The sequence below is a fragment of the Lentibacillus salicampi genome, from assembly GCF_004565465.1.
Classification (GTDB): domain Bacteria; phylum Bacillota; class Bacilli; order Bacillales; family Amphibacillaceae; genus Lentibacillus; species Lentibacillus salicampi.
Window position 1 is genome coordinate 22,465 of sequence record NZ_SRHY01000016.1, and the last position, 23,629, is coordinate 46,093.

Consider the following 23,629-nt stretch of genomic DNA (forward strand, 5'->3'; position numbering starts at 1 on the left):
TTGTCCTCGTTGAATACAGCTGTTTCCAATCATGCTACTCGGGCAAAAATTCATTCGTAAATGCATCTTTGGCTTTCAGTTCCTCTTCAAGCAAATCATTTTCATACATCCAGTCGGCGTAATTCTCCCATATCTCCTGATCCTGGATCCCCCATTGTGAGGCATCGCCCTGGTATTTTGGCGCCAGCCATTCCTGACTTGCCCTGACCAGCTCCGGATCAAGGTCCGGGACAGCTTCAATGAGAATGTCAGCTGCTTCTTCAGGATGATTGATGGCAAATTCATACCCTTTCGTCACAACCGCCATAAATTTGCTGACTGTTTCCGGCTTGTCCGCAATTATGGTTTCATTTGCCGTTATAATCGGCGTATAATAATCCAGTTTTTCCGAGTAATCCGTCAAATACATCATATTCAGTTCCTGACCGCGAAGCTCAGCCTCAACACCAGTCCATCCATAGTAAATCCACGCAAAGTCAATGTCCCGCTGCATCGCAGTAAAGAAATCCGTATTACCCATATTAACAATATTCGCTTTCTCGACGTCTGCATCATCCTGCTTCATCAACGAAGATAACACGGCTTTTTCGACCGGCGCCCCCCAGCCACCGTACGTTTTTCCTTCAAAATCCTTTGGTGACGTGATATTTTCCTCTTGAAGTGATGCAAATCCGGATGTATTATGCTGAATTATGGATCCAATTGACACAATCGGAATACCCTGGATGCGTGCTTCTGTCAGGCTTTCCTGTGCACCGATACCAAACTCCGCTTTCCCGGAGGCAACAATCTGATCGGCCCCTGCTTCTCCCGGCATCATGATATCAACTTTCAGACCCTCATCCGCAAAGTAGCCGTTTTCCTGTGCTACATAAAATCCGGTATGGTTTGTATTTGGTGTCCAATCCAACACGAGTGATACCTGCTCCAATTCCTCACTGGTGCTGTTACTTCCCCCGCCATCCTTGCTGCATGCCATGAGCAATCCGGCCACAACCGCAGCAAGTAACAGGATTCTTAACTGATTTCGCATACCCGTTTCCCCCTTCTGTTTTTTCCAGTTGTCGGGATATGACCCCTCAGAAAACAGCAAAAAACGCCCCAGGCCGATTCCCGGAGCGTTTAAGAATACACACATAGCGTTGATAAACGGTTTGTTGTGTCCCTACGCTGGTTTCAGCCAGATCAGGTTCCAAGGGTCAGCATCTTAGCGGATGCAGTCTCAACCGGCAACACCGGTCCCCCTACAACTTATTTTCATTCAATTTCTTGATGATTTTATGATGGCACAATTGCAGAAAAATTTCAATCCTCAGCAGGTAATTATCAAGATTATTAGGGTAACAGCACCCGAAAGTGGTATACTTTTACAAAAGCTATCATCGTTTCCATATCGTATTTGGCAACCATCAAACATACCTGCGGGAGGCTGTTTACATGACAATTCCAATCAAAACCATCAAACTCAGACGGCTGAAAATGACCCTCAACAATCCATTCACCACCAGCTTCGGAACAATAAAGGAAAAAGAATTCTTCATCACCGAGGCAATTGACGACAGCGGAAATCGCGGGTTTGGCGAATCGGTCGCCTTCCTGACACCCTGGTACACAGAGGAAACAGTTGAGACAAACCATCATATCATGAAAGATGTTTTAATTAAATTACTAAAGGAAAACGCCATCGACCACCCGGATGATGTCAGCAACATTTTCCGGCCAGTCAAACGCAATCATATGGCGAAAGCTGCGTTGGAAGGCGCCATCTGGGATCTCTACGCCAAACGGGAGAATATCACGCTTTCCGAAGCACTTGGCGGCACCCGAAAGCAAATCGATGTCGGCATCAGCATCGGAATCCAGCCGACCGTGGAGGATCTGCTTGAAAAAATCAGCCACCACGTCAATCAGGGCTACAAGCGGATTAAAATGAAAATAAAACCGGGGTGGGATTATGAGGTACTGCGTGAAATCCGAAACCATTTTCCCGATATACCGTTAATGGCCGATGCCAATTCAGCCTACACGCTCAAGGATATCGAACAGCTGAAGAAGCTGAATGAGCTCAATCTGATGATGATCGAGCAGCCCCTCGCACACGATGACATCATTGATCATGCCAAATTACAGGCAGCCATCAAAACGCCCATCTGTCTTGATGAAAGCATTCATTCACTGGAAGACGCACGAAAAGCCATCGAACTGAAAAGCTGCCAGGTCATCAACGTGAAAATCGGCCGTGTCGGCGGTCTCACAGAAGCAAAAAAGATTCACGACCTGAGCCGGGAAAACAACATTGACATCTGGTGCGGCGGTATGCTTGAAGCGGGTATCGGCCGGGCGCATAATATTGCCTTGGCCACCTTGCCGCAGTTCACCTTGCCCGGGGATACGGCGGGGTCATCGCTGTATTGGAAAAAGGACATCATTCAACCCGAAGTCACGGTTCACGATGGTGTCATCACCGTCCCGGACAAACCAGGCATTGGCTTTGAAATTGATGATGAGGCGTTGGATGCTTTCACGATAGATGAAGAAGTTTTCGACATATAAAGCCATGAAAAATCCCTGCAGCCGTGTGTAACGGGGTCAATTTTGGGAGAGAAAATATAAAATAACACATTATTCAGGGATACCAATCACACCATATTTCATATCTTTAATCAGGAAATGACAAAAACTTTTCCCCTTATGGTCGTTAACTTTTAAAAGCCTCATGCAGGAACCCATTTAAACGCAGCGATTTTGTGTAGCAGTAACGGAAAAGTCACTGTGTTAAAACGGGCACTCGCTATTAATGGTCCAATACTCAGATTATAATATTGACATCAAAAAGTTATTTAGATATAATTATATTGAAATATCTGAAAGTGCCCAATGATTGGATAGCTGTTAATTTTAAAAAAGAAGGAAATGTTTTGAAAAGAGCAGATAACAGAATTGTTAAATTCCTGGTGGTTGTCTCATTTGTCTTCGGTGCATTTCTTTTGACGCCTAATTTCGGGAACAAAACACATGCTCATGCTGGGGTAAATAATCCAACTGAAGTTGCTCCATGTTCTTTGTATGGAATTCATAGAATGTATGCAGAATCGACAGCCACAGTAAAATATCAAGAAACTGGTAACATTGCAATATCGCTTGGCACTATGTATAAATGTGCCTGTGGTTCCACTGTTGTAGTGGAAGGCAGACCTCCAGGGAGTCCAATAGGTAAATACGCAACTGATCCAACACCGGTTATTGGAACAGGTGGATACGTTTCATATGTAACCCCGAAAAATAATGTTAGAAGTACATCAAGCTACTCCATACCTGGTTATAGATTTTATTAATTTTGTAACAAAATAAACAAGTACGATTGATTATGGAACAAGGACTTCTAAGAACCCCGCTATGTTTTCCGGGAAGGGATGTTTTTATGCGAAAGTTGTTTGTTTTACTATGTTGTTCCGTCTCCCTTTTATTCCTGGTTAGTGCTTGTGAAAACAAAGAAGACAATGCTGTAGAGATCGGAGAGAAGTTTATTAAGGAATTATATAATGTTGGAAATTCAAGTGTTGATTTGAACAAGATGAACGCAGAACAACTCATTGATAAACAGAGTGAATTTTCAATTTATTTCACAGAAGAGGAATTTGAGGATCTGGCAAACAAAAGATTTTTTTTAATACCACAAGAGGTAGGAAGCAAACAAAATAATACAATTTCTGTACAAAACATTAAATTTGAAAAATATGAACAGGGCCAATCAGAAAGTGAATCGCTCGATTTTAATCATTCTTTTACTTTGATATTTACAGACCCGGAAGGAAATGAGGCAGATAAAGCAAAAATGAAAGGCCAAATGACTATTGTAAATACTGAGAATGGATTAAAAATTGACCGTTATTATGATGGTGAAACCCTAAAGGATATACTAAATCGCTAAAATGCCGTTTTTAGTTTAATTGTTGGGCTAACAGGCGCAATTGTGGAATAAAACACGGAATTATAATGCTTAAAAAGCTCAGAGTGAATCTGAGCTTTTTTGTTCGTTGTTTGAACTTTCATTTTGAATGGTTATTGATACTGTTCATTTATGGTTGAAATGAATGCTAATCAGCATGTTATCTCCAATGTTATAACATTTTTATCCCCTGAAACTGAACCCGTTAAGCTGTTTGTGCAGGGATTTTTCCAATAACGTTATTTCGTAAATGCATCCGTCAAATTCGTCACAATCTGTTTCTTGCGGGAGACGACACCTTTTAACAGTGCACGGTTGCTGGAATCCAATGAAACATCAAATGCTTTTTCGACATTGTCTTTTGCATTACCCAATGCGAGCACATCCGAGTCATTTTCCAAAATGTCGGTCGCAACGAACAGGAACAATGCCAGATCCTTGTCGCTGATGATTTGCTCCATTTCTTTTTCAATAGCTGCCTGTGATTCATAAATCTGGTTTGTGTCCACTGCATTGACCTGTGCGATTTGCACTTTCTTATCGCCCATAGTAAATTCTTTGGCATCCATGGTCACCAGATCAAGCGCTGAATTTTCACTTAAGTCAGCACCGGCCTTCAGCATGTCAAGGCCATACGTTTCAAGATTCACGCCAGCGATCTCCGCTAATTCATGGGCTGCTTCTGTGTCTGCCGCTGTGCATGTCGGTGATTTCAACAGCAATGTATCAGAAATAATTGCGGACAGCAGCAATCCGGCGTTTTCTCTGGAAAGAATGGCACCGTTCTCTTTGTGCATTCGATTTAAAATGGTTGCTGTACATCCGACAGGCTCTGCGCGGAAGTAGAGCGGTTCCCTCGTTTCAAAATTAGACACCTTATGATGATCGATCACCTCAGTGATGCGGACATCATGAATGTTATCGACACTCTGCTGGAATTCGTTGTGGTCAACTAACACAACATTGTCAACATCCTCATCCACGTTTTCAATATATGCCGGTGCTTCCACACCAAAATAATCAAGCACGAATTGTGTTTCCTTGTTGATTTCACCCAGTCGTGCAGGCTGCGCTTCCACACCAAGGGTATTTTTCAGATCGGCATATACTAATGCAGAACAAATCGTATCCGTATCAGGACTTTTGTGTCCAAAAATTAATGTTTTGCTCATATCCATTACTCCTTTAGTCGAGTTATCTTGATCCCATCTAATAGATTATCATAAATATATGTCGAATGAACACTAATTTGTTGTGCCTAATGTTTCCGTGGCATTCCAAATTTTATCATATGCATGATAGTCATTGAGTGCGATATCCAGGTCATGGAACATCCGATGCAGGTTGCGCACGTCCTCCGTGTTCTCCTCTTTAACGACAGCATTTGCCAATTTTTGAATCTGCTCCAGGTCATTTGTCAATGCTTCATTATCCACGTCCGGGAGCTTTTCATCCAGTGTTGTTAGAATGGCATTGGCTTCATCTTTCTGCCTGTCCCAGTCAAGTGAAGAAATGCCTCCATAGCCGGTTGTTTCGTTATAAAAATCGTGCGTTTCCGAGACGAACTGCCCGATATCCTGATATTCCTTTCCGACGGTTCCCCGCACCTCTTCCAGTTTTTCAGTGGTTTCCTCCGGGAGTTCATCCGCATCCGTCGCCTGCTCATCACTGTCACTGAACAACGACATTGGATTCAAATCAAATATATTAAAAAAGAACAGCGCAGAACCAATTAAAGTCACAGCTATGACACTAATGAATGTCCAGCCAAACCATCCCAATTTCAAAAACTTCCCTTTAGCCAAAAAGACACTCCTAACGCGATTTGAAAGTATAACAGGCAGGTTACACATTTGTTACGTAATTAAACAATAGATGACTCAGTCTTTTTCATTATACCACTGAATGATGGATTGTCTTATATCGGCATTCGCTGTTTCCTGCACACTAAATCCCCCGACATGAACAACCTTTACATAATAGTCATCGCCGCTTTTAAACCTGACAAGAAAGTAGTCCTCTTCAGGTGAGGGAACAATCTCAACAATCGCCTCCCCCTGATACGCTTCATGGATCTTTGCCTTTTCGTCTTCGCTCAGAACCCATCCTGTTTGCGGGGTCTCTATCTGTGGTTCCTCAACTTTTTGTTCTTGCTTTGGCCTGCGCTCCAATGGCCGGGTCTTCTCATTGATGCTATGGAGCAAACGGATATTTTCGGCAAACCCGATAAACAGCATTCCGCTTACAAAACCGCCGGCCGTCCAGGCAAACAATACGGACCAGCTTACCATATAATAATCCGCAGTTACCGTTATCAGTCCGATGATTAATCCTGCTGCCATCTGTGCAACACCAATTACGAACAAAATTTTGGCAATCAGATTCTCACTCATGCATCTCTCTCCTATCCTGTTACGATTTTGGTTATGTATGACTTTCATTCTCGCAGATTTTTTCTTATAGTTGATAATCAGAAAGGGTTTTTTGATGAAAAAATTTATTGTTATCGGCGCAGGCATATTGGGCGCCTCAACCGCATACAAACTGGCCAGAGCCGGTGCGGAAGTTGTTGTGATTGACCGGCATGACTCCGGTCAGGCAACCGATGCTGCGGCCGGCATTATTTGTCCATGGCTGTCCCAGCGCCGGAATAAAGCATGGTATAAACTGGCAAAAGGCGGTGCGCGCATTTATCATGATTTAATCCGGGAACTGGCTGACGATGGTGAAACAGCAACAGGCTACAAACAAACCGGGACCATCAGCATTCATACCGACAAGCAGAAACTTACCGCCATGAAAGAGCGCGCACTGAAACGCCGAGAAGATGCTCCGGAAATCGGCGAGGTGACGCTTCTTGATGCCAAACAGACGAAGAACCTATTTCCACACCTTGCTGACGATTATGCATCTGTCCATGTCAGCGGGGGCGCCCGGGTTAACGGACGTGCCTTACGTGATGCGCTGATTCGCGGTGCCCAAAAACGCGGTGCATCCTTCCTCCGGGGGAGCGCCCATCTGATACGGAAAGGTTCCCGTATCACTGGTGTTCATGTGAATGGCAGCACCATCGAAGCTGATCAGGTCATCGCGGCATGCGGTGCCTGGATCCATGAATTACTCAGACCCTTAAATATTCAGTTTAATAGCACATCGCAAAAAGCGCAAATCTTGCATTTACAATCACCCGGAGCAGACACTTCCGGCTGGCCTGTTGTCATGCCGCCTAACGATCAATTCATGCTGACACTCGATGACCGGATTATTATTGGTGCCACCCATGAAAATGATGCCGGCTTCGACAGACGCGTGACTGCCGGTGGATTTAACGAAATTTTATCGAAGGCACTGGAGATAGCTCCAGGACTGACGGATAGTACTGTTCTGGAGGCACGCGTTGGTTTTCGCCCGCACACACCGGGATACCTGCCGGTTATTGGCCCGCTTCCCGGTTTTGACGGCCTCCTGATCGCAAATGGCCTCGGTTCCTCGGGACTCACAACAGGACCATATGTCGGTAGCCAGCTGGCCAATCTGACACTCGGGAAAGAGTTGGAAATTGAGTTGGCTGACTATGATGTAGCCGGAGCTATAGAAAATCAATAACGGTATTTATTATTTACAGCGGAAAAGGGTTTTGCTACTCTTATATCTGGGATTGACAGGGATAATATGGGGGGATCCTCTATGGGAAAAAAGGCGGTCGTGCTCGTTGTTACTGTAACATTGGCCGTATTAATCTTTGGCTGGTACATTTTACAAAGCGTCATAATGGATTATGATGTGGACCGCGACACATCTCTTTCGAACCATTATGAACTGAATTCCGCATACCTGAGTATAGAAGAGAATCAGCTAATAGCCGATTCTCTTCCCTTTTATATGAACCCAAATTTTAAAACTGCCTCCACCAAGTAGAGACAGTTTTATGACAGCTTCCTGATTATGGTTTTTCACCGTCTTCAATGATTCCTAATACAACATCAGCCACTTCAGAGGATCGCAGCAGTTTATCCGTTAGTGCAAACTTTATGTCGTCCGCTTCAGATAACGATAGGCCTTTTGTCAGTTCCACAGTGCCCTCTACATGATAACTCCTGCCTTCCTGAAGGACACGAATTTTATAAATATCAACTACCTTGTTATCCTCCAGCAGCAAACCGGAAATTTCTTTTTCAACTTCCGCTGGGGCCGAAACACCAATCAGGCCGATCATATTGTCATAGCCTACCCGGAAAGCGACAAACAGCATCAATATACCAATTAGCATCGTAAAAATGCCGTCCGCCCATAAAATTCCAAATACCTGTGACAGCAATACACCCAGCAGCGCAAAAATCGCACCAGCTGTCGCAACGAGATCCTCATAAAATACAAGCCGAGTAGCAGGTGCCGCCCTGTTTGCACTTTTAAACGCCCGTATTAAAACCCAACTATCAGAATTATCATCAGCCTCTTGGGTAATCTCATTCATGGCCTTAATTAAAACAAAACCATCCGTTAAAAGCGCAGCAACCAGAACACCAACATTCAGCCAAATATTACCGGACTCAGAAGGATGCTGAAGCAAATGCCATCCTTCTTTAATCGTTTCATAGGCCATGACCGTCACAATAACAACAGCGACCATGCAAAATATATTAATGACTCTGCCAAAACCTGTTGGAAACCGTTTCGACGGTGGTGTTTGGGCCAAAACACTGCCAAAAAACACAAACCCCTGATTGACAGCATCTGCCAACGAATGCATGGTTGTTGCAAACATGGAACCGCTCCCGCTGAAAAAAGCTGCAGTCCCCTTGATCGCCGCTAGGAATGCATTTCCGAGCGCAGCCATACCGGACGAGGTGTTTCCTTTTTTTACGCGTTCAATAAATCCCATTATAAGTCCTCCTGAAACGTATATTCAGTTACTTAATAGGATTCTTTGCAGATGGAATTCTATACACGCAAAAGAGTTAGCCTAAGAAGGTGTGACATAACGAAAACGTACAACCCTAAAATTAATAAATGTTCTAATTCAGCGGACGGAATATACGGAGACTGCGGGAGGGAACATAAGAGAGAAGGTGCGCGGAGTATATTTCAGGGGTGGGCTACATGTACCAATTTTAATAAAAGCATTTTTGCACCAGTCTCCTAGCCCCATTTCTATTTCATATTAAAACAACATGAGAGGTACATGTATGTATGATTCCCTATAAAGGCACGAGAAACCGTCTCGCGTCCGTTTTACGTGGAAAAAGCGCAAAAAGTGCTTCGAGAAACGATCTCAAGTCCGTTTTACGTGGAAAAAGCGCAAAAAGTGCTTCGAGAAACGATCTCAAGTCCGTTTTACGTGGAAAAAGCGACAAAAGTGCTTCGAGAAACGATCTCGTGTCCGTTTTACGTGGAAAAAGCGCAAAAAGTGCTTCGAGAAAACGATCTCAAGTCCGTTTTACACGGAAAATACGACAAAAGTGCTTCGAGAAACGATCTCGTGTCCGTTTTACGTGGAAAAAGCGCAAAAAGTGCTTCGAGAAACGATCTCGTGTCCGTTTTACGTGGAAAAAGCGCAAAAAGTGCTTCGAGAAACGATCTCAAGTCCGTTTTACACGGAAAATACGACAAAAGTGCACCAAGAACGGGTATAAAACTTACCCGCAGGTTTCAAATTTTAAAGTTTTCTAAGCAACAAAAAACTGAGCCTCCGTCAGCTCAGTCCTTTTCCTTGATCCAGCCTGTAACGGGCAGTAATCCCCATAATACGGGAGTTAACTGTCCGTAAATGTCGATTCAGTTCGGGGCAACAGGACGTTGGTCACAAAAGCGTTGGTGATTGTCATGGCGTTCTTAGCCTTTGTTCTCCTGATTCTGCAGGAAAACTGCCTGCTGAATGAAGTCTCACTTGATAAATCGTTTGCCGAAGTCTTTGAACACAAAATATTTCACCATGAAAAAGCTGGCAAGAAACGACAAAAACATGGCCAACCCTTTTGCTGCATTATAGCGTAGCCAGCTTGGAACGGCTGTGTAATCCAGCAACTCATTCAAACCCAGGAAAACAAGGTTGCTTACGCCCAGACTGACAAGTCCCTGAATGATAAACAGAATACGTTGACGATTGCTTCCTTTTGCAGACCGTTTAAATGTGATACTGGCATTCCAATAGTAGCTGTTTACAACAGCCAGCGAGTAAGCGATCGTGTTGTATAATAAAAGTAACATTCTGCCATCTGTATTAAATAAAATCAATAACAGGTTGAGCGTCCCGATGTCAATTGCTGCATTGGCAAATCCAATCACACCAAATTGCACAAATTGCAGGGGACCGCGTTTTGGTTTTTGGTGTGCCATGAAACTCCTCTTGTTTTCCCTGTCTTCTAAAGCCTATTTGTTTTCTGCTTCCAGATTCGATGAATTGATGTTATTATGCTTTAACTTCTTTCCTGCTATACTGACGATTTCCTTATAAAAGTCAAGCACCTGCTTTGATTGGGTATCCCATCCCATTTCCGCAATGTCGTTCCGGGCATCTTTTGCCAGCCGTTTTCTTAATGTTTCATCCGCGAAACGCAAAACGGTTTGTGTAAAATCACCCTGCTTATCCTTGTCATAAAGCAGGCCGGTGCGGTTATCTTCAATCTGTTCACATGTCGGGCCGCTTTTGGCAGCAACAAGCGGCAGACCTGATGCCATCGCTTCGGTAATGACAAGACCGAGTGTTTCGGATGTTGACGGGAACACAAAGACGTCCGAAGATGCATACGCTCGGGCAAGTTCCTCCCCATGCATAAATCCGGTAAATACGGTATTGGTTCCTTTAAAATGCTTTTCAAGGGACTGACGGTGTGGACCGTCCCCTACAATAGCCAAGACAAATTCATCCGATGAATCCAAAACAGACTTGATCTTTTCAATCTCTTTTTCCGGAGCGAGTCTTCCGACAAACAGGAGAAGTTTTTTATCTGGCCGCCCGTCTGAAAGTTTTTCACGCATTTCTTTATCATAGTTATCCGGATGGAACAAATCCGTATCCACACCGCGCTTCCAGACATGGACATTATGAAAGTTCTGTTCCAGCAATTCTTCTTTTACAGCTTCCGACGTACAAAGATTCAGGTCCGCCTGATTGTGGAGCTTGCGGAAATACCACCATAAAAAGCCCTTGAACATTGGCAGATTGTAGTAGTCCGCATATTTCGGAACTTGCGTATGAAAGGAAGCAAGCATCGGGATTCCAAGTTTCTTTGCATAACGAACCCCGGACGCCCCAACTAGCGCCGGATTCACCACATGAACAACGTCTGGATCATATGCTTCAAGCATTTTTTTTACTTTTCTGGTTGGCAATGAGAATTTTTTCGAGCGATAAAGCAGAAGCGTCCTTGCTGGGACACCTTCAATTTTCACCCCTTCAAATTCATCCACGCCAAGGTCTGGTGCGATAACACGAACGTCGTGACCCTCTCGTTTAAAATAGCGTATGCATGCTTTTAGCCTTGTCACAACGCCATCTGTAGAGGGTACGAACGTTTCTGTGATGATGGCAATTTTCAATAACGACACTTCCTCAATTCGTAAAGTGAAACTTTATTCATCGGGCGGTTTTCCACGCTGAATGAGGGAACAAAGGCTAAAACCACCACATCCTGTGGCAACGCCTTTGTGACCTGCATCGTGCAAGCCCAATCAGAATCGGACCTTTATGGGCAGTTGCCCGGCGTTCTTTGACGGGTTACTGCCCGTGAAGGCGGGATAAAAATCACATATGAAAACGACGCACATTACTTCCACGATACTTGCGGCAGCACGTTTTTCTTGATAACCCGGTCCTTATGATTGACAACGGTATTAAAAATTTCGCGAATCACGTCGTCATCAAGCAAGTGCGGTTCAAGCCCAAGGTCCCGCAGCTTGGTATTTTCTGCATGGAAAAAGTGTTCCTCCTGCTCAACCCTTGGGTTGTCGAGGTTAGCAATCGTTGTTTCGTAGCCTTCTTCCTGTGCAACCTTTTTCACTTTTTCAGCCAGCTCCCCAACAGAGAATTGCTCAGTAAATTGGTTGAATACCCGGAATTCGCCTCTGTCAGCCGGATTTTCAGCTGCAATCTCGATGCAGCGGACCGTATCCTCAATGTTCAGGAAGCCACGTGTCTGGCCGCCTTTTCCGTATACTGTCAGATCATGGCCGATCGCAGACTGAATAATGAACCGATTCAGTGCTGTGCCAAACACGTCATCATAGTCCAGACGATTCGTAAGCACAGGATCCAGTTTCGTTTCGTCCGTATCCAGACCATAAACAACGCCCTGATTTAAGTCTGTTGCCCGAATACCCCAGATTTTGCAGGCAAACGTGATATTATGGCTGTCATGTACTTTGGAAAGGTGATAAAACGAACCTGGCTGTTTTGGGAATGGAAGGGTATCTTTTCGTCCTTTATGTTCAATGTCAATATACCCTTCTTCAATCGGAATATTCGGCGTCCCGTATTCACCCATTGTACCCAGTTTAATCAAATGGCAATCAGGCACAAATTCTTTGATCCCATAAAGAACATTTAACGTGCCTTCAACATTATTCGTCTGTGTATATACCGCATGTTCACGGTCAATCATCGAATACGGTGCCGAGCGCTGTTCAGCAAAATGCACAAACGCATCAGGCATTTCCTGTTTCAAAACTTCACGCAGGAAATCATAGTGGGTCAAATCGCCTTCATATATCCCAATGTCTTTCCCGGTCAGCTCTTTCCATTTGGCCACACGCTCATCAAGTGATGCAATCGGTGTAATAGAGTTTGAGTGCAATTCATTGTCTATATCTCTTCTCACCATACTGTCGATAATCGATACATCATGTCCTTGTTTTGATAAATAAAGAGCAGTCGGCCATCCGCAGAAGCCATCTCCCCCACCAACTATAATTTTCACGTCATTTACCTCCAATTTTCGGGGCTGTTTCATATACCGCCTAACCTCTCATTTAAAGCAGACCATATAAAACAGCCGCATGTTTTCACACACATCTTCTCATAAAAAATTATCACGTTCCAAACAATTTTACAAATGATGTGGTCATATCATTAATTTCCACTCCAATTTGGCTTAACGGCTAAGCCCGTTTCTGCAGGTTTGTCAGCAATTGCTTGTACGCTTTTGATTCCTGCTTCATCCCCATCTCGTGATAAACTTTCGACAGCCATTTGAGCGGTGTCGGATCGTCAGGCTTCAGTTCCATCTCCCAGCTGAAGCACTCAATCGCCTGTTCCGGCTGGCTGAATTCATAATACAGCTCGCCAAGTACCTGCATCTGATCCAGATCATCACTGAATGTGATCAGTCTGTCTACTTTCGAATAGACCGGACGCACTGCCCGGTGTTCAATAAACGGCTTCAGCAGCTCTCTGACAAAGACCGGATCGTTCGTTTTCAGCAGCGTAGAAATATAACTATGAATCAAATCCGCCGCCTTTTTCGGGTGAAAATCGATGACTATTTTAAATAACGATTGCAGCTGTTCCGACGTAAGTGTGCGGGTTTCCAGATCCAGTTGTTCAAGCATTTCTCTAATTGGTTCTGTTTGTGAAGCGTCAAGGTTAAAATCGGAAGGATCAACCATGTTTAGTACGTTTTCTAGCTTATTCAATTTAATATATTTTTTTAATAAATCCTGTTTCAACGGAATGTAATGAGGTGATTGGCGGCACAAGTTTTCCAATATTTGCATGGTTTGCTGTTCATTCAAATGTTTGTCCAGAAGTTTGATGAGCGGGTCATAATATTTCTCTGATGGGGTTTTAATTAATTTACCGACATACAATCCAATCATATCGATCCATCTTGATTGTTCATTCAGAAGAGTCATCAGCTGCTGAAAAAAATGGTCATTTTCCTTTTTGGAATAGAATCGTTTCTCAGCAAAAATCAAATCTTTAGCCAGTATCTGATCGGATTGACTCTGATACATATCAGCATACGCTTTAAAATTCAAATCAGATCTAAGCTGTCTGACCAGGTCATGGTTGGGTGCGAAATCCATTAAAATCTGGACAATCTGATATGCCATCAAATTTTGGCCATTCCGGCGGTAAACATAAAAGATGGATTTAATTTCATGAAATAACCGTTTCTTGGAAATGAATGATTCAAAGAATGTCAGGATAAAAGCTTTCTCTTGGGGTGTGTAACGTTTGTCAAGCTTTTTCAGCAATGGATCGAGGCGGGTTATGCGGCACGGGTGGTTCGTGGAAAGTAGTACATTTATAAACGGGTGGGGAGCGTCGAATACCATCCCCTGTTTAAAGGCGGATTCGATAAACGAATGACGTCGCAGCTTTTTTGCTTTAGCTGCGGTGAGGAAGTCATGTTTGTAAAAAAATACATAATAGACTTCATGTTTTTTATTCCAGGCTTCTATAATCCCCGCTCCAAGATATAGTGCGATTCTCTCTGCCCGCACCTGGATTGGTTTCTGACTGTTTCCATAAATGTAAAACGGATCCGAACTCAAGTGCAACCCCTCCTGACTTTTCCCCATTATAACATATACAACCTTACATTGAGACTGATTCAATTAATCCGTTCTTCATCCATAGTTCCGTGTATCGGCTGCATGCTTTCTTGAATGCGCTAAAGACACCCGTTCCACAACACGGCCCATCTGCAGATAAGTCTGTTCGAAAATCGGACTCTGAATAAATGTGAAAATAAATGTAAAGATAAACACAGGGCCGCCCAATATCAACCCCAGCACCAGTACACCGCTTTCTGTGATGATTCGCACCTTCCCGATTGATGTACCCGTTTTATCGGAGATCGACAGCATGAACCCGTCCCGAGGGCCAGAGCCAACACCAGCCGAATTATAAAAGCCGCCGCCAAGTCCCATGACAATGATACCAGCAATAATGATGGCAATATCCACCCAAGTATCGGTCGCTTTCGGCAGGAAATCAAGCCACATATACAAATCAACAAAAGCACCGACCAACACCGCATTCAAAAATGTCCCGATTTTGATATAGGATTTATCAAGAATCCACGAAATAACGATCAGCACAAAGGAAATAATAATCGCCCACGAACCGATGGACAACCCAACCAGGTCAAACAACGCCACATTCAAGACATCCCACGGGTGAATCCCCAAATGCTGCACGTTAACCGTGATGGTAATACCCAAACTGAAAATCATGATCCCAATAAAGTAAATCGACCAACGAAATACGTGAATCATTGCATCCTGCCTACTTTCTGTGTTCATTTACGGAAAATTCATTATATCATATACGTCAGGTGAGTCCCATGTTTCGGCTTGAGAAGATGTCAGGTTACGAGCCTGCTACATGTTTTTGTTTAAAATGGAGCATCTGTGGAAATATGAATACTGAAATGATGAAATTAAAAATGGAGGGCATTAACATGAGCTTTATTTGGAGTTTAATTGTTGGCGGTATTTTAGGCTGGATCGCCAGCTTAATTGTCGGAAAAGATGTACCAGGCGGCGTTATCGGTAATATCGTGGCTGGTATCGTCGGGGCTTGGATTGGTTCGAGCCTGCTCGGAAGCTGGGGGCCGGTCATCGGCGGCTTTGCTATTATCCCTGCACTGATCGGCGCGATTATTTTGATATTCATTATCAGCCTGATTATGAAGGGATCACGGAAAGCAGGTTAATTCCTCGCAGGTGGCTGTAACAGCACGAGACTGATACTTGCGCAACCCTGTTGTCAATTAATGGAAAGTGACGATAGGGTTGCGTTTGTTTATTATTTTTGGTGCAGCAACAGTAACTGTATTTTATTCCCGTAGCGTAATGGTGTTCGTTCACGGTATAGTCAGTTCGAGGCTGTAATTTAATGCCAGAAGCCGCTCCCTCAAGTGTCATAATCCTTCTTCTTCTCACGAGCCTTGTCCTCCCTCACCCTTATAATCGAAACAATTCAGCATTTGGGGGCATCAGGAATAAAAAACTTCCGGTTGAATGATGCCCCTTTTCCGGATTTCTATCGATTATAGGGGTGAGAAGGTGGGGTTATGTCAAGACCTGCATCGAAAAAAGAGACCATGGGGTCGATAGGCTGTCTTTGTTGTCCGGATCAAGTGACCCGATTATCAGGGCCCTTTAATACGGCAATGAGATTGTTTGTGATTCCGGAACATATTCTATCACGGTAGCTTGTTTTGGCCGCTCAGGAATCATATCACATTTTAAGTTACCCGTATTATAGAAGTTAGAATTCATTACTATGGTATTATCGCACAAGTTGATGCTCCTCCCGCACGAGTTGACGCTTTCCTCGTACAAGTTCATATTAATCCGTATCAAGGATCATACGGTTTTACAATACCGACACAGCCTGTACGATCTACATGAAAACAAGTTTATACGATTGATTTATTCAAATCCAGGTATTAACATTTAAGTAGAAATGGTCAACCGAATCGCAGGATAGTTATTAGCTATCTGCTTGTTCCGTCTGATGTGACAGTCAATTTTAGAGTGAATGGGAGTGGTTGAAGGTCCGAATGAGCGTACGATCTTTAAATTCATTATGGTTTGTAACAGCTATTACATTAAATGCATTAGGCAATAGTTTTATGGTTATAAGTAACTTAGGAAGTGCACCTTGGACATCTGCCGCGGAAAATCTTGACTATCTATTACCCTTTAGCATTGGTGTCTGCCTTATTATTTTGTATTTCTTTGCGGTTCTCCTTAGCTATTTTATGAAGATGAAATTCACCATGGGAATGATTGTCAAAATCATTGTGCTTTCTGTTATATTCGGGGGTTTCATTGATTTGTTCTTATACCTGCATCAAATGGTGTATGTACCAAATGATATAGGTGTTCGTTATTTATACTTATTTATCGGACTCAATTTGATTGCAATCGCTATATGCATTTATTTTCAAGCAAGTTCAGTGTACTTGCCAAGTGACTATTTATTGAAGGCATTTGGTAAACTGATGAACAATTATACAATAGGAACCATGTTATGTACGGCAATCCCGCTGTCGATTGGTATTGGTATTATTATCTATCGGCAGAGTATAGTCGGTGTTGGTCCAGGAACACTACTGTTTATGTTTGGAATGGGTTTTCTAATCGATTTATATAATCGCTGGATTGTGATTCATAAAGCGCCGGATAAGGTGAAGCAAACGGGTTAACTAGGTCAAAAATAGCCGGGGTATTCCGCGGCTATTTTTAAATCAGCTAAACTGTGATTTGCTTTTATGGTGGCCAGCTGTGCCATCGGTCGTTAAGAATTGATCGAATAATATGATTATCATTTACGAGACCGGGTAAAACGCTATTACATGATGAGCATAGATTATGGTAAAATATTCTTAATCATGTTAAGTTTTAAGTTTTCATAGTGAAAGCACGCAAACAATCAAAAAGGAGTGACACAATGACAAACCAAATACCTGAAATCACGCTGAACGACGGCATGCACATACCGGCTGTCGGTTTTGGGACATACAAATTGTGGGGAACTGACGGAGCATCTGCTGTTGCAACTGCCATTGATAACGGCTACCGGTTGATTGACACCGCCTACAACTATGAAAACGAGGGAACAGTCGGGACGGCACTTCAGCGCACATCTGTACCACGAACTGAGTTGCGCATTGCATCGAAACTCCCGGGACGCTACCACACCTACGATAAAGCTGTTAAGGCGATTCAGGAATCACTCTATCGTGCAAACCTGGATTATTATGATCTGTATTTGATCCATTGGCCCAACCCCATACAGGATCACTATGTTGAGGCATGGCAAGCTCTGATTGACGCAAAGAAATGGGGACTGATTCGCTCTATCGGTGTTTCGAACTTCTTGCCGGAACATATGGAACGGCTGGAAAAAGAAACTGGAGTGCTGCCAAGTATTAACCAGGTCGAGTTGCATCCCTTCTTTAATCAGAAGGAACAGCGCGAATGGCATGATGAACACGGGGTAGCCACTGAATCATGGAGCCCCCTTGCCCGAACCAACGACATACTGACAAATGAAACGATCAAGCGCGTTGCGGACAAACACGGCAAAACTGCTTCACAGGTTATCCTGCGCTGGCATTATCAGCTCGGCAGTGTGGCCATTCCCAAGTCTGCATCACCGAAGCGGCAGCTGGAAAATCTGTCAATATTTGATTTTAAGCTGGATAACGACGACATGACAACATTGAACAAGCTGACACGTCCGGATGGCCGTATGAAGGATCAGGATCCGGCTGTTTATGAAGAGTTTTGATCCAATTTTAAAGGCTGCCCGGTACCATTTTATTGGTATGGGCAGCCTTTTACTGGCTTAAGGTATCGTTTTATTTTAAACTACAGAAAAATCAAAAATTCTGTTATACAATTATCCAGCTACATAAGCAGGATGGGGCGGTGGAACTTTGCTGCTCGTTGGTAGACACGGTCATGTCACAACGAGGAGGTAGGGGATGCCGTAAATGGTTACTTTGTATCAAAGCATCATGCTCATGTTCAGCTTTGGGTCCTTACTCATCGCTGTCATGACATTAATTGTTTTGATAATAAGAAAGTAATCCCCACCTGCAATAAACGGAACGGTTGGGGATTACTCTAACCACTCCACCGCACTTCCTGCGGCGTAGCTCGGAAGAACTCCGACATCCTACTGTCGGGGGTTCTTTTTTAGTATTATGCTTTCTACTTTCATTATATGCCAAGAATGATTGTATTGCAAGTCATCATAAACTTAAATCGCTTGTATTAGGATTCCACAAATTCCAAAAATCTAAACACAGAAGAAGAAAAATATACATCCGGGGGGCCCGCGTAAACAGATGGCTCATACCGTTCCTGTGTGTCTCCGGAACAGTGGTCACACATTATGTCCATTAGCCATACACCATTTTTTTGAAGTCAAACCTTAGCATTGCTTGACCTTAGCAATTTACCGTCTGACTCCCTTCCCCACACTTCTGACCAGCCTCTTCGTTTTAAATCACACTAAAGTTTTCAATGATACAATCACTTCAAGATATTGCCGGCGTTTTTTGGATATGTCCAAATGCTCCTCGTTTTCCATTACATCATCGTAATCAAGTATGAGCCCGTTTTCCATGGTTTCATCATACTTTTTAAATAAAACTTCTTGAAGCGCATCGTTCACTTGTAAAAATTCTGCAGACGCGAATTTTTGAATCTCATTTGGGTGGTAAACAAAAACTTCGGACCAGAAGTCACCTGTTGTTATATACCGTTCATTTTGATATTGAAATAAGAAAAAGTCTAATTCCTCTGTGTACAATATCACACAATTTTTAATCGCTTTGGAGAGGCGACTACACTCTCGATCATACTCAGGAGTTGACGGGTTGTATGCTTTTTTGCCTTTACTTTTACAATCCTTACACAGGTGTTGGCGATGGCCTTTTCCACCAAACTTTTCATTAGGCCGACTCCTCCCACATGCTATGCAGTAATGGCCTCGTTTTTTCTTTTTCCCCATCCATAAAACTCCTTTTAAGGCGGAATTTCAATAAGTCCTTGTATTTCTGTTTTCCGTTATCCAATCATTTATCTGCAGATCATAACTATCGATGACTAAGATATTATCATAATTGTTTTGCTTTATATCATCCATGAAAAGGCTGTGGTCATGTTTCGTGCGGATCAGGATACTTAACAGACAACCACGTTTTTTGCTTGCATGCCGTAATTTTTCCATCGCCCCGTCCAAATTTTCATTGGCGGACTGTATTTTGACAGGTACGGGTTTATCCACATAATATTCTTTTAAAAAACCATCGATCCCGCTATTTCTTTGGACAGGGACAGCATCCATTAACCTAAGAAATGCTAATTCTTCAGCCGTCTTATTGATATACTTTTCCTTACCTTTTTCCAGCAAATGCGAAGACGTTCTAACCGGATTTTCAAGACGTTGTTTTGTTAATTCAACAGCATCCTGTGAAGCGTCAATGCCGATAGACCATCTATTCATTAATTCAGCCGCTACGACAGTCGTTCCGCTACCGCAGAAAGGGTCCAACACTATATCACCTTCGTCACTTGCTATTCTAATGATTTGTTCCAGCAATAGGATTGGCTTTTGCGTCGGATAACCTGTCCGTTCCTTAGCCTTTGGATTCAAAAATGGTATCTCCCATACATCCGATAAGGGGACGCCTTTTTTAGCCTTACCGGTAACAGCATTTCCATTTTCATCAAACTTGTATTTGGAGCGGTTGTGTTCATCCCGGATGCGCTCCTGCAAAATTTGATCAACGTTTGTTGTTTCCGAATAGTCCGTATAGATTCGATTAAACTTAAAATCTTTTGTTTTGCTATAAAAATAGATGGTCTGGTGATTGTTCAATAGACCGGATTTTGAATTGGACCATCTTTTATAAGACCATACGATTTCACTTTGAAAATTTTCCATCCCAAATACTTCATCAAGCGCCATCCTTAAATAATGGGAGGCATATTTATCGCAATGCAAAAAGATACTCCCGGTACTTTTTAAGACCCTATGGCATTCAATTAGTCTATCTCTGATAAATGTATAATAATCATCTATTGACGTCCAGCTATCGTTAAACGAATAAGCTTTTGTATTATCTCTGGTTTTCAATTTTTGCGTTTTTTGAGTGAAAAACGGCGGGTCCAGATAAATGAGGTCAACACTGCCAGCCTCGATATTTTTCAGTTGTTCTTTACAATCCCCCAGTAATATTGACATTTTGAACCCCCCTTATCGCGAATTTTCTTCAGCTATTTTTGAGATGATACCTTTTAAATCTACACCGGTTTCTTTATAAACAAAATCCCACGCTGCATCACCATGGAAATACTGACCATCCACACCGTTATAAAGGGTTTTTAATGTCTGTTGTATTCTAATGGCTTGTCTGCGATTTGGATAGTAAAACATTAGCCTATGTGGTGTATATCCTTTATCTTTGATGGCCTGCATTCTTGTATGTTCTTTCATTATATGGTCACCGTCTGTTGTAGCATCGCGCCATTTAATTTCATAAGCATCTTGTCCGACCAGACAGTCTATCTCAAATGTTTTAGGGCGTTCTCCTATTGTATTAGGAATCCTAACATTTTTCTCAGCACGTTCGCCGTATTTATGTTCAAAACAAAGCATTGTTGCCTCTTCAAGAAAAGATCCGGCATATTTATATAGAAATCGCCCTTTGTTTTGATATATATCGATAGCTTCTCCTTCTTCCATCGTAATCCTTAAAGCCCGATAGATTAAATAATGGCTTTTGTTATCATTTTTCATTTCTTTTATTCTTTTGAGGACCTGTTGATCCAGTTTAGCTGAGTAGCTATTTGCCAAATCTATTATTTTCTGTTCAATTTCCATTTTATATCAATCCTTATGTATAAACAAAATCCTGTCTTTCATTATACCACATATTAAACTATGAGGACGTCAATCCTTCATAGTCAATATAGTCAATGAAATAAATGTACCTGTCGCCTGGTAATTGGAATTTATTTTTTCTTGCACACATATTGACACAAAAAGGACACTTCACCTCACTGGTAAAGTGTCTACTAAGTCAAACGGCAAAATCTATTCTTTTCACTTAAATTGAATTTATTGCTTCCTTAACAGCCCTCGTTCCACCCACGACCTGAAATTCTTTTCCAATCGTCGTATCATTTTCAAGGCTGGCCAGGATGACGTTAGCGATGTCCTCGCGTGGAACCTCATCTCTTTCAACTTTAACTCCTGCATTCACTTGTCCGGTTCCTTTGTCATTCGTTAACAAACCGGGATGGATAATCGTATAATCCAAACCGCTCCCGCGCAACCATTCATCCGCGTAATGTTTAGCGGCAACATATGGTGCAAACGATGAAGCAGCTTCCTGAATCGCTTCACGTGACGTATCAAACGAACTAATCATGATAAACCGCTTCACACCCGCAGTTTTTGCCGCTTCAATTGCTTTCACCGCGCCGTCCAAATCCACCATAATGGTTTTGTCTTTTCCCGTACTTCCACCGGAACCTGCAGTAAATACAACCGCATCAACGTCTTCAGTAGCTTTTGCAATCGCGTCGGTGTCCTGCTCCAGATCCACGACAGCTGTTTCCGCGCCGAGATCTTCAAAAAAGCTCGCTTGATCAGCATTGCGAATCATTGCCTTCGCTTCCAAGTTATTGCCCTTTTGAATAAACGACACGAGATGTTTCCCAATTTGACCGTTAGCACCGACAACAAGAACTTTCATGAAACCCATCCTTTCCAGGTAATTGCTTATCATAAATGTGTAAAATAACTTCATCCGGTTTCCATCCGGAAATATCTGACGGCGTTATACAGCCATTGAATTTTTATAACTTACCCTTGCTCTCCATAACTTTCAATCATATTTGCCATATGGGCATATGAGCCGCCGGCAAGCAAAGCAGAAGCGACCAATACCGCTTCACTCAGTTCCTCTTTTGTAGCACCTTCCTTATCGGCATTTTTCGTATGGACGTCAATGCAGTATGGGCAAAGCGTGGCATGGGCGACAGCAACCGCTATGATTTCCTTGAATTTTTTGCTCAATTCCCCTTCATTCATCGCCGCATGATTGAACTCTGAATAACCTTGAAATCCATATTTGGCATTTTTTCCCAGCTGATTAAGATTCTTCAGATTCGAACGCTCGTACAACGTATCAGCTGCACCGTCCGCAAGCGCATTATGCATATTTGTACTATGTGTGACGGCCCCGCCTGCTTCCACTGCGGATGTGACCATCACAGCTTCCACCAGTTCATTGAGGGAGACTCCTGCTTTCTTCGCATTTTTGGTATGCGTATCAATGCAATAAGGACATTGCGTAACATGAGCTACCGTTACGGCAATCATTTCCTTGTCCCTTCTGGTTAAGGTACTATCTTTGAAAACACCATCATTAAACGCTCCGAAAGCCTTGATCTGCTCCGGCGCAAGCTCTTTCAATTGATTTAAATGCTGCGCATGACTCTTCTCGTAGAAATTATCAGCCATATGATTTCCTCCTTAAAAAAATAAATTTATTTACCTATTGTCTTCATTTTACGCGTTCCTTTATTAAATAACTAGACGAAAATCCTGTCCTACCCTTATCGCCCTTTTGTGTCCTTATTTCAAATAATGTTCCCTAACACAGCGTTCATAAACATTATAAGCTACTGGACACCTCCTATAACTACTGATATACTTATACAGTTACTCTCGTTAATCATTACCTAAGCTAACTATTGAAGGAGGTGTTCCCTATGCAGTCTACGCAAACGTTTTTCCACCAGCTTATTCTGTTATACCGGCCATTTGAAAATCACTTGAATGAACAGTTGAACAAACATAACCTGCACCGGGCACAATGGACGATTTTGTACTACTTATACCATTACGGCCCATCAACAAATGTGGACATCTCTCATTATCAGGCTGTGGAAAAACCAACCATCACCAGAACCATTAGTCGCCTGGAGCAGTTAGGTTATGTTGAGCAGACCAAAGGGAAAGACAAGCGCGAAAAGCGCATACAACTTACGGATCTCGGTATAACCGTTTATGAGAATGTCCGTGTCACCATTGATCAATTTGAACAGGAAATTTTAGATGGTATATCAGAAGAGGAACAATTGAACACGATTCGCATTATGGAAAAAATCAGGAACAATTTAATGAAGTAAGGAGACAGA

Annotated in this window: 26 protein-coding genes and 1 riboswitch; of the genes, 11 read left to right on the top strand and 15 right to left on the bottom strand. The window is 42.8% G+C overall.

Annotated elements, in window-relative coordinates; genetic code table 11:
* Nucleotides 1-34: 34 nt before the first annotated feature.
* Nucleotides 35-1,033 (bottom strand): ABC transporter substrate-binding protein, encoded by a 999-nt coding sequence (locus tag E4U82_RS10630; protein WP_135110177.1) that lies wholly within the window; start codon nucleotides 1,031-1,033, stop codon nucleotides 35-37.
* Nucleotides 1,034-1,144: 111 nt separating this feature from the next.
* Nucleotides 1,145-1,256: riboswitch (TPP riboswitch) on the bottom strand.
* A gap of 181 nt (nucleotides 1,257-1,437) precedes the next feature.
* Between E4U82_RS10630 and menC the strand changes: the two genes are divergently transcribed.
* The 3 genes from menC to E4U82_RS10645 all read left to right on the top strand — a co-directional run bounded on the left by menC (nucleotide 1,438) and on the right by E4U82_RS10645 (nucleotide 3,931).
* A complete protein-coding gene (gene menC, locus E4U82_RS10635; protein ID WP_135110178.1) occupies nucleotides 1,438-2,553 on the top strand; it encodes an o-succinylbenzoate synthase in 1,116 nt (371 codons plus the stop codon).
* Nucleotides 2,554-2,822: 269 nt separating this feature from the next.
* Complete coding sequence (locus tag E4U82_RS10640; RefSeq protein WP_135110179.1) at nucleotides 2,823-3,335, top strand: hypothetical protein; 513 nt, start codon at nucleotides 2,823-2,825, stop codon at nucleotides 3,333-3,335.
* 86 nt (nucleotides 3,336-3,421) lie between these two features.
* Complete coding sequence (locus tag E4U82_RS10645; RefSeq protein WP_135110180.1) at nucleotides 3,422-3,931, top strand: hypothetical protein; 510 nt, start codon at nucleotides 3,422-3,424, stop codon at nucleotides 3,929-3,931.
* Between the two features lie 257 nt (nucleotides 3,932-4,188).
* Here the strand turns inward: E4U82_RS10645 and E4U82_RS10650 are convergent, their stop codons facing one another.
* The 3 genes from E4U82_RS10650 to E4U82_RS10660 form a co-directional block, all read right to left on the bottom strand.
* Nucleotides 4,189-5,121, bottom strand: coding sequence for a manganese-dependent inorganic pyrophosphatase (locus E4U82_RS10650; RefSeq protein WP_135110181.1), 933 nt, complete (start codon nucleotides 5,119-5,121; stop codon nucleotides 4,189-4,191).
* A gap of 72 nt (nucleotides 5,122-5,193) precedes the next feature.
* Nucleotides 5,194-5,754, bottom strand: a complete 561-nt coding sequence (locus E4U82_RS10655; RefSeq protein ID WP_135110182.1) for a hypothetical protein — start codon at nucleotides 5,752-5,754, stop codon at nucleotides 5,194-5,196.
* 75 nt (nucleotides 5,755-5,829) lie between these two features.
* Nucleotides 5,830-6,342: a hypothetical protein gene (locus tag E4U82_RS10660; RefSeq protein WP_135110183.1), complete on the bottom strand. Its 513-nt coding sequence runs from the start codon at nucleotides 6,340-6,342 to the stop codon at nucleotides 5,830-5,832.
* A 94-nt stretch (nucleotides 6,343-6,436) separates the two neighbouring features.
* Here E4U82_RS10660 and E4U82_RS10665 point away from each other — a divergent pair, with 94 nt between their 5' ends.
* Both E4U82_RS10665 and E4U82_RS10670 read left to right on the top strand, forming a co-directional pair.
* Nucleotides 6,437-7,555, top strand: a complete 1,119-nt coding sequence (locus E4U82_RS10665) for an NAD(P)/FAD-dependent oxidoreductase (RefSeq protein ID WP_135110184.1) — start codon at nucleotides 6,437-6,439, stop codon at nucleotides 7,553-7,555.
* Between the two features lie 81 nt (nucleotides 7,556-7,636).
* Nucleotides 7,637-7,867, top strand: a complete 231-nt coding sequence (locus E4U82_RS10670; protein WP_135110185.1) for a hypothetical protein — start codon at nucleotides 7,637-7,639, stop codon at nucleotides 7,865-7,867.
* 25 nt (nucleotides 7,868-7,892) lie between these two features.
* Here the strand turns inward: E4U82_RS10670 and E4U82_RS10675 are convergent, their stop codons facing one another.
* A complete protein-coding gene (locus E4U82_RS10675) occupies nucleotides 7,893-8,831 on the bottom strand; it encodes a cation diffusion facilitator family transporter (protein ID WP_135110186.1) in 939 nt (312 codons plus the stop codon).
* A gap of 354 nt (nucleotides 8,832-9,185) precedes the next feature.
* Here E4U82_RS10675 and E4U82_RS10680 point away from each other — a divergent pair, with 354 nt between their 5' ends.
* Nucleotides 9,186-9,716 carry a hypothetical protein gene (locus E4U82_RS10680; protein WP_135110187.1) on the top strand — a complete coding sequence of 177 codons (531 nt, stop codon included), beginning with the start codon at nucleotides 9,186-9,188 and terminating at the stop codon, nucleotides 9,714-9,716.
* A gap of 116 nt (nucleotides 9,717-9,832) precedes the next feature.
* On the opposite strand, the gene E4U82_RS10685 is transcribed toward E4U82_RS10680, so the two are convergent.
* The 5 genes from E4U82_RS10685 to E4U82_RS10705 form a co-directional block, all read right to left on the bottom strand.
* The gene (locus E4U82_RS10685; protein ID WP_135110188.1) at nucleotides 9,833-10,285 is read right to left on the bottom strand and encodes a GtrA family protein; all 453 of its coding nucleotides are present in this window, start codon (nucleotides 10,283-10,285) and stop codon (nucleotides 9,833-9,835) included.
* Between the two features lie 33 nt (nucleotides 10,286-10,318).
* Nucleotides 10,319-11,488, bottom strand: a complete 1,170-nt coding sequence (locus E4U82_RS10690) for a glycosyltransferase family 4 protein (protein ID WP_135110189.1) — start codon at nucleotides 11,486-11,488, stop codon at nucleotides 10,319-10,321.
* A gap of 227 nt (nucleotides 11,489-11,715) precedes the next feature.
* Nucleotides 11,716-12,864, bottom strand: a complete 1,149-nt coding sequence (locus E4U82_RS10695; protein ID WP_135110190.1) for an NAD-dependent epimerase/dehydratase family protein — start codon at nucleotides 12,862-12,864, stop codon at nucleotides 11,716-11,718.
* A 181-nt stretch (nucleotides 12,865-13,045) separates the two neighbouring features.
* A complete protein-coding gene (locus E4U82_RS10700) occupies nucleotides 13,046-14,443 on the bottom strand; it encodes a tetratricopeptide repeat protein (RefSeq protein WP_135110191.1) in 1,398 nt (465 codons plus the stop codon).
* Between the two features lie 75 nt (nucleotides 14,444-14,518).
* Nucleotides 14,519-15,169 (bottom strand): YczE/YyaS/YitT family protein, encoded by a 651-nt coding sequence (locus tag E4U82_RS10705; RefSeq protein ID WP_135110192.1) that lies wholly within the window; start codon nucleotides 15,167-15,169, stop codon nucleotides 14,519-14,521.
* A gap of 185 nt (nucleotides 15,170-15,354) precedes the next feature.
* Between E4U82_RS10705 and E4U82_RS10710 the strand changes: the two genes are divergently transcribed.
* From E4U82_RS10710 to E4U82_RS20290, 4 genes are all read left to right on the top strand, one after another.
* Complete coding sequence (locus tag E4U82_RS10710) at nucleotides 15,355-15,609, top strand: GlsB/YeaQ/YmgE family stress response membrane protein (protein WP_135110193.1); 255 nt, start codon at nucleotides 15,355-15,357, stop codon at nucleotides 15,607-15,609.
* Between the two features lie 852 nt (nucleotides 15,610-16,461).
* Nucleotides 16,462-17,109 carry a DUF6198 family protein gene (locus tag E4U82_RS10715; protein WP_135110194.1) on the top strand — a complete coding sequence of 216 codons (648 nt, stop codon included), beginning with the start codon at nucleotides 16,462-16,464 and terminating at the stop codon, nucleotides 17,107-17,109.
* A 245-nt stretch (nucleotides 17,110-17,354) separates the two neighbouring features.
* Entirely contained in the window at nucleotides 17,355-18,197 is an 843-nt protein-coding gene (locus E4U82_RS10720) for an aldo/keto reductase (RefSeq protein WP_135110195.1), read from the top strand.
* A 205-nt stretch (nucleotides 18,198-18,402) separates the two neighbouring features.
* Entirely contained in the window at nucleotides 18,403-18,498 is a 96-nt protein-coding gene (locus E4U82_RS20290; protein WP_280688800.1) for a putative holin-like toxin, read from the top strand.
* A gap of 422 nt (nucleotides 18,499-18,920) precedes the next feature.
* Here the strand turns inward: E4U82_RS20290 and E4U82_RS10725 are convergent, their stop codons facing one another.
* The 5 genes from E4U82_RS10725 to E4U82_RS10745 form a co-directional block, all read right to left on the bottom strand.
* Nucleotides 18,921-19,427, bottom strand: coding sequence for a hypothetical protein (locus E4U82_RS10725; RefSeq protein ID WP_135110196.1), 507 nt, complete (start codon nucleotides 19,425-19,427; stop codon nucleotides 18,921-18,923).
* A gap of 27 nt (nucleotides 19,428-19,454) precedes the next feature.
* Nucleotides 19,455-20,663 (bottom strand): DNA-methyltransferase, encoded by a 1,209-nt coding sequence (locus tag E4U82_RS10730; protein WP_135110197.1) that lies wholly within the window; start codon nucleotides 20,661-20,663, stop codon nucleotides 19,455-19,457.
* 12 nt (nucleotides 20,664-20,675) lie between these two features.
* Nucleotides 20,676-21,302 (bottom strand): ApaLI family restriction endonuclease, encoded by a 627-nt coding sequence (locus tag E4U82_RS10735; protein WP_135110198.1) that lies wholly within the window; start codon nucleotides 21,300-21,302, stop codon nucleotides 20,676-20,678.
* Between the two features lie 226 nt (nucleotides 21,303-21,528).
* Nucleotides 21,529-22,179 (bottom strand): SDR family oxidoreductase, encoded by a 651-nt coding sequence (locus E4U82_RS10740; RefSeq protein ID WP_135110199.1) that lies wholly within the window; start codon nucleotides 22,177-22,179, stop codon nucleotides 21,529-21,531.
* A 110-nt stretch (nucleotides 22,180-22,289) separates the two neighbouring features.
* Entirely contained in the window at nucleotides 22,290-22,949 is a 660-nt protein-coding gene (locus tag E4U82_RS10745; RefSeq protein WP_135110200.1) for a carboxymuconolactone decarboxylase family protein, read from the bottom strand.
* Nucleotides 22,950-23,200: 251 nt separating this feature from the next.
* On the opposite strand from E4U82_RS10745, the gene E4U82_RS10750 reads away from it, so the two are divergent.
* Nucleotides 23,201-23,620: a MarR family winged helix-turn-helix transcriptional regulator gene (locus E4U82_RS10750; protein ID WP_135110201.1), complete on the top strand. Its 420-nt coding sequence runs from the start codon at nucleotides 23,201-23,203 to the stop codon at nucleotides 23,618-23,620.
* Nucleotides 23,621-23,629 lie beyond the last annotated feature (9 nt).

Bases quoted from the DNA above. Each gene is read 5' to 3' on its own strand.
- E4U82_RS10630 (WP_135110177.1), bottom strand. From the start codon at position 1,033: ATGCGAAATCAGTTAAGAATCCTGTTACTTGCTGCGGTTGTGGCCGGA.
- menC (WP_135110178.1), top strand. From the start codon at position 1,438: ATGACAATTCCAATCAAAACCATCAAACTCAGACGGCTGAAAATGACC.
- E4U82_RS10645 (WP_135110180.1), top strand. From the start codon at position 3,422: ATGCGAAAGTTGTTTGTTTTACTATGTTGTTCCGTCTCCCTTTTATTC.
- E4U82_RS10650 (WP_135110181.1), bottom strand. From the start codon at position 5,121: ATGAGCAAAACATTAATTTTTGGACACAAAAGTCCTGATACGGATACG.
- E4U82_RS10660 (WP_135110183.1), bottom strand. From the start codon at position 6,342: ATGAGTGAGAATCTGATTGCCAAAATTTTGTTCGTAATTGGTGTTGCA.
- E4U82_RS10665 (WP_135110184.1), top strand. From the start codon at position 6,437: ATGAAAAAATTTATTGTTATCGGCGCAGGCATATTGGGCGCCTCAACC.
- E4U82_RS10670 (WP_135110185.1), top strand. From the start codon at position 7,637: ATGGGAAAAAAGGCGGTCGTGCTCGTTGTTACTGTAACATTGGCCGTA.
- E4U82_RS10675 (WP_135110186.1), bottom strand. From the start codon at position 8,831: ATGGGATTTATTGAACGCGTAAAAAAAGGAAACACCTCGTCCGGTATG.
- E4U82_RS10685 (WP_135110188.1), bottom strand. From the start codon at position 10,285: ATGGCACACCAAAAACCAAAACGCGGTCCCCTGCAATTTGTGCAATTT.
- E4U82_RS10705 (WP_135110192.1), bottom strand. From the start codon at position 15,169: ATGATTCACGTATTTCGTTGGTCGATTTACTTTATTGGGATCATGATT.
- E4U82_RS10710 (WP_135110193.1), top strand. From the start codon at position 15,355: ATGAGCTTTATTTGGAGTTTAATTGTTGGCGGTATTTTAGGCTGGATC.
- E4U82_RS10715 (WP_135110194.1), top strand. From the start codon at position 16,462: ATGAGCGTACGATCTTTAAATTCATTATGGTTTGTAACAGCTATTACA.
- E4U82_RS10720 (WP_135110195.1), top strand. From the start codon at position 17,355: ATGACAAACCAAATACCTGAAATCACGCTGAACGACGGCATGCACATA.
- E4U82_RS20290 (WP_280688800.1), top strand. From the start codon at position 18,403: ATGGTTACTTTGTATCAAAGCATCATGCTCATGTTCAGCTTTGGGTCC.
- E4U82_RS10725 (WP_135110196.1), bottom strand. From the start codon at position 19,427: ATGGGGAAAAAGAAAAAACGAGGCCATTACTGCATAGCATGTGGGAGG.
- E4U82_RS10730 (WP_135110197.1), bottom strand. From the start codon at position 20,663: ATGTCAATATTACTGGGGGATTGTAAAGAACAACTGAAAAATATCGAG.
- E4U82_RS10735 (WP_135110198.1), bottom strand. From the start codon at position 21,302: ATGGAAATTGAACAGAAAATAATAGATTTGGCAAATAGCTACTCAGCT.
- E4U82_RS10740 (WP_135110199.1), bottom strand. From the start codon at position 22,179: ATGAAAGTTCTTGTTGTCGGTGCTAACGGTCAAATTGGGAAACATCTC.
- E4U82_RS10745 (WP_135110200.1), bottom strand. From the start codon at position 22,949: ATGGCTGATAATTTCTACGAGAAGAGTCATGCGCAGCATTTAAATCAA.
- E4U82_RS10750 (WP_135110201.1), top strand. From the start codon at position 23,201: ATGCAGTCTACGCAAACGTTTTTCCACCAGCTTATTCTGTTATACCGG.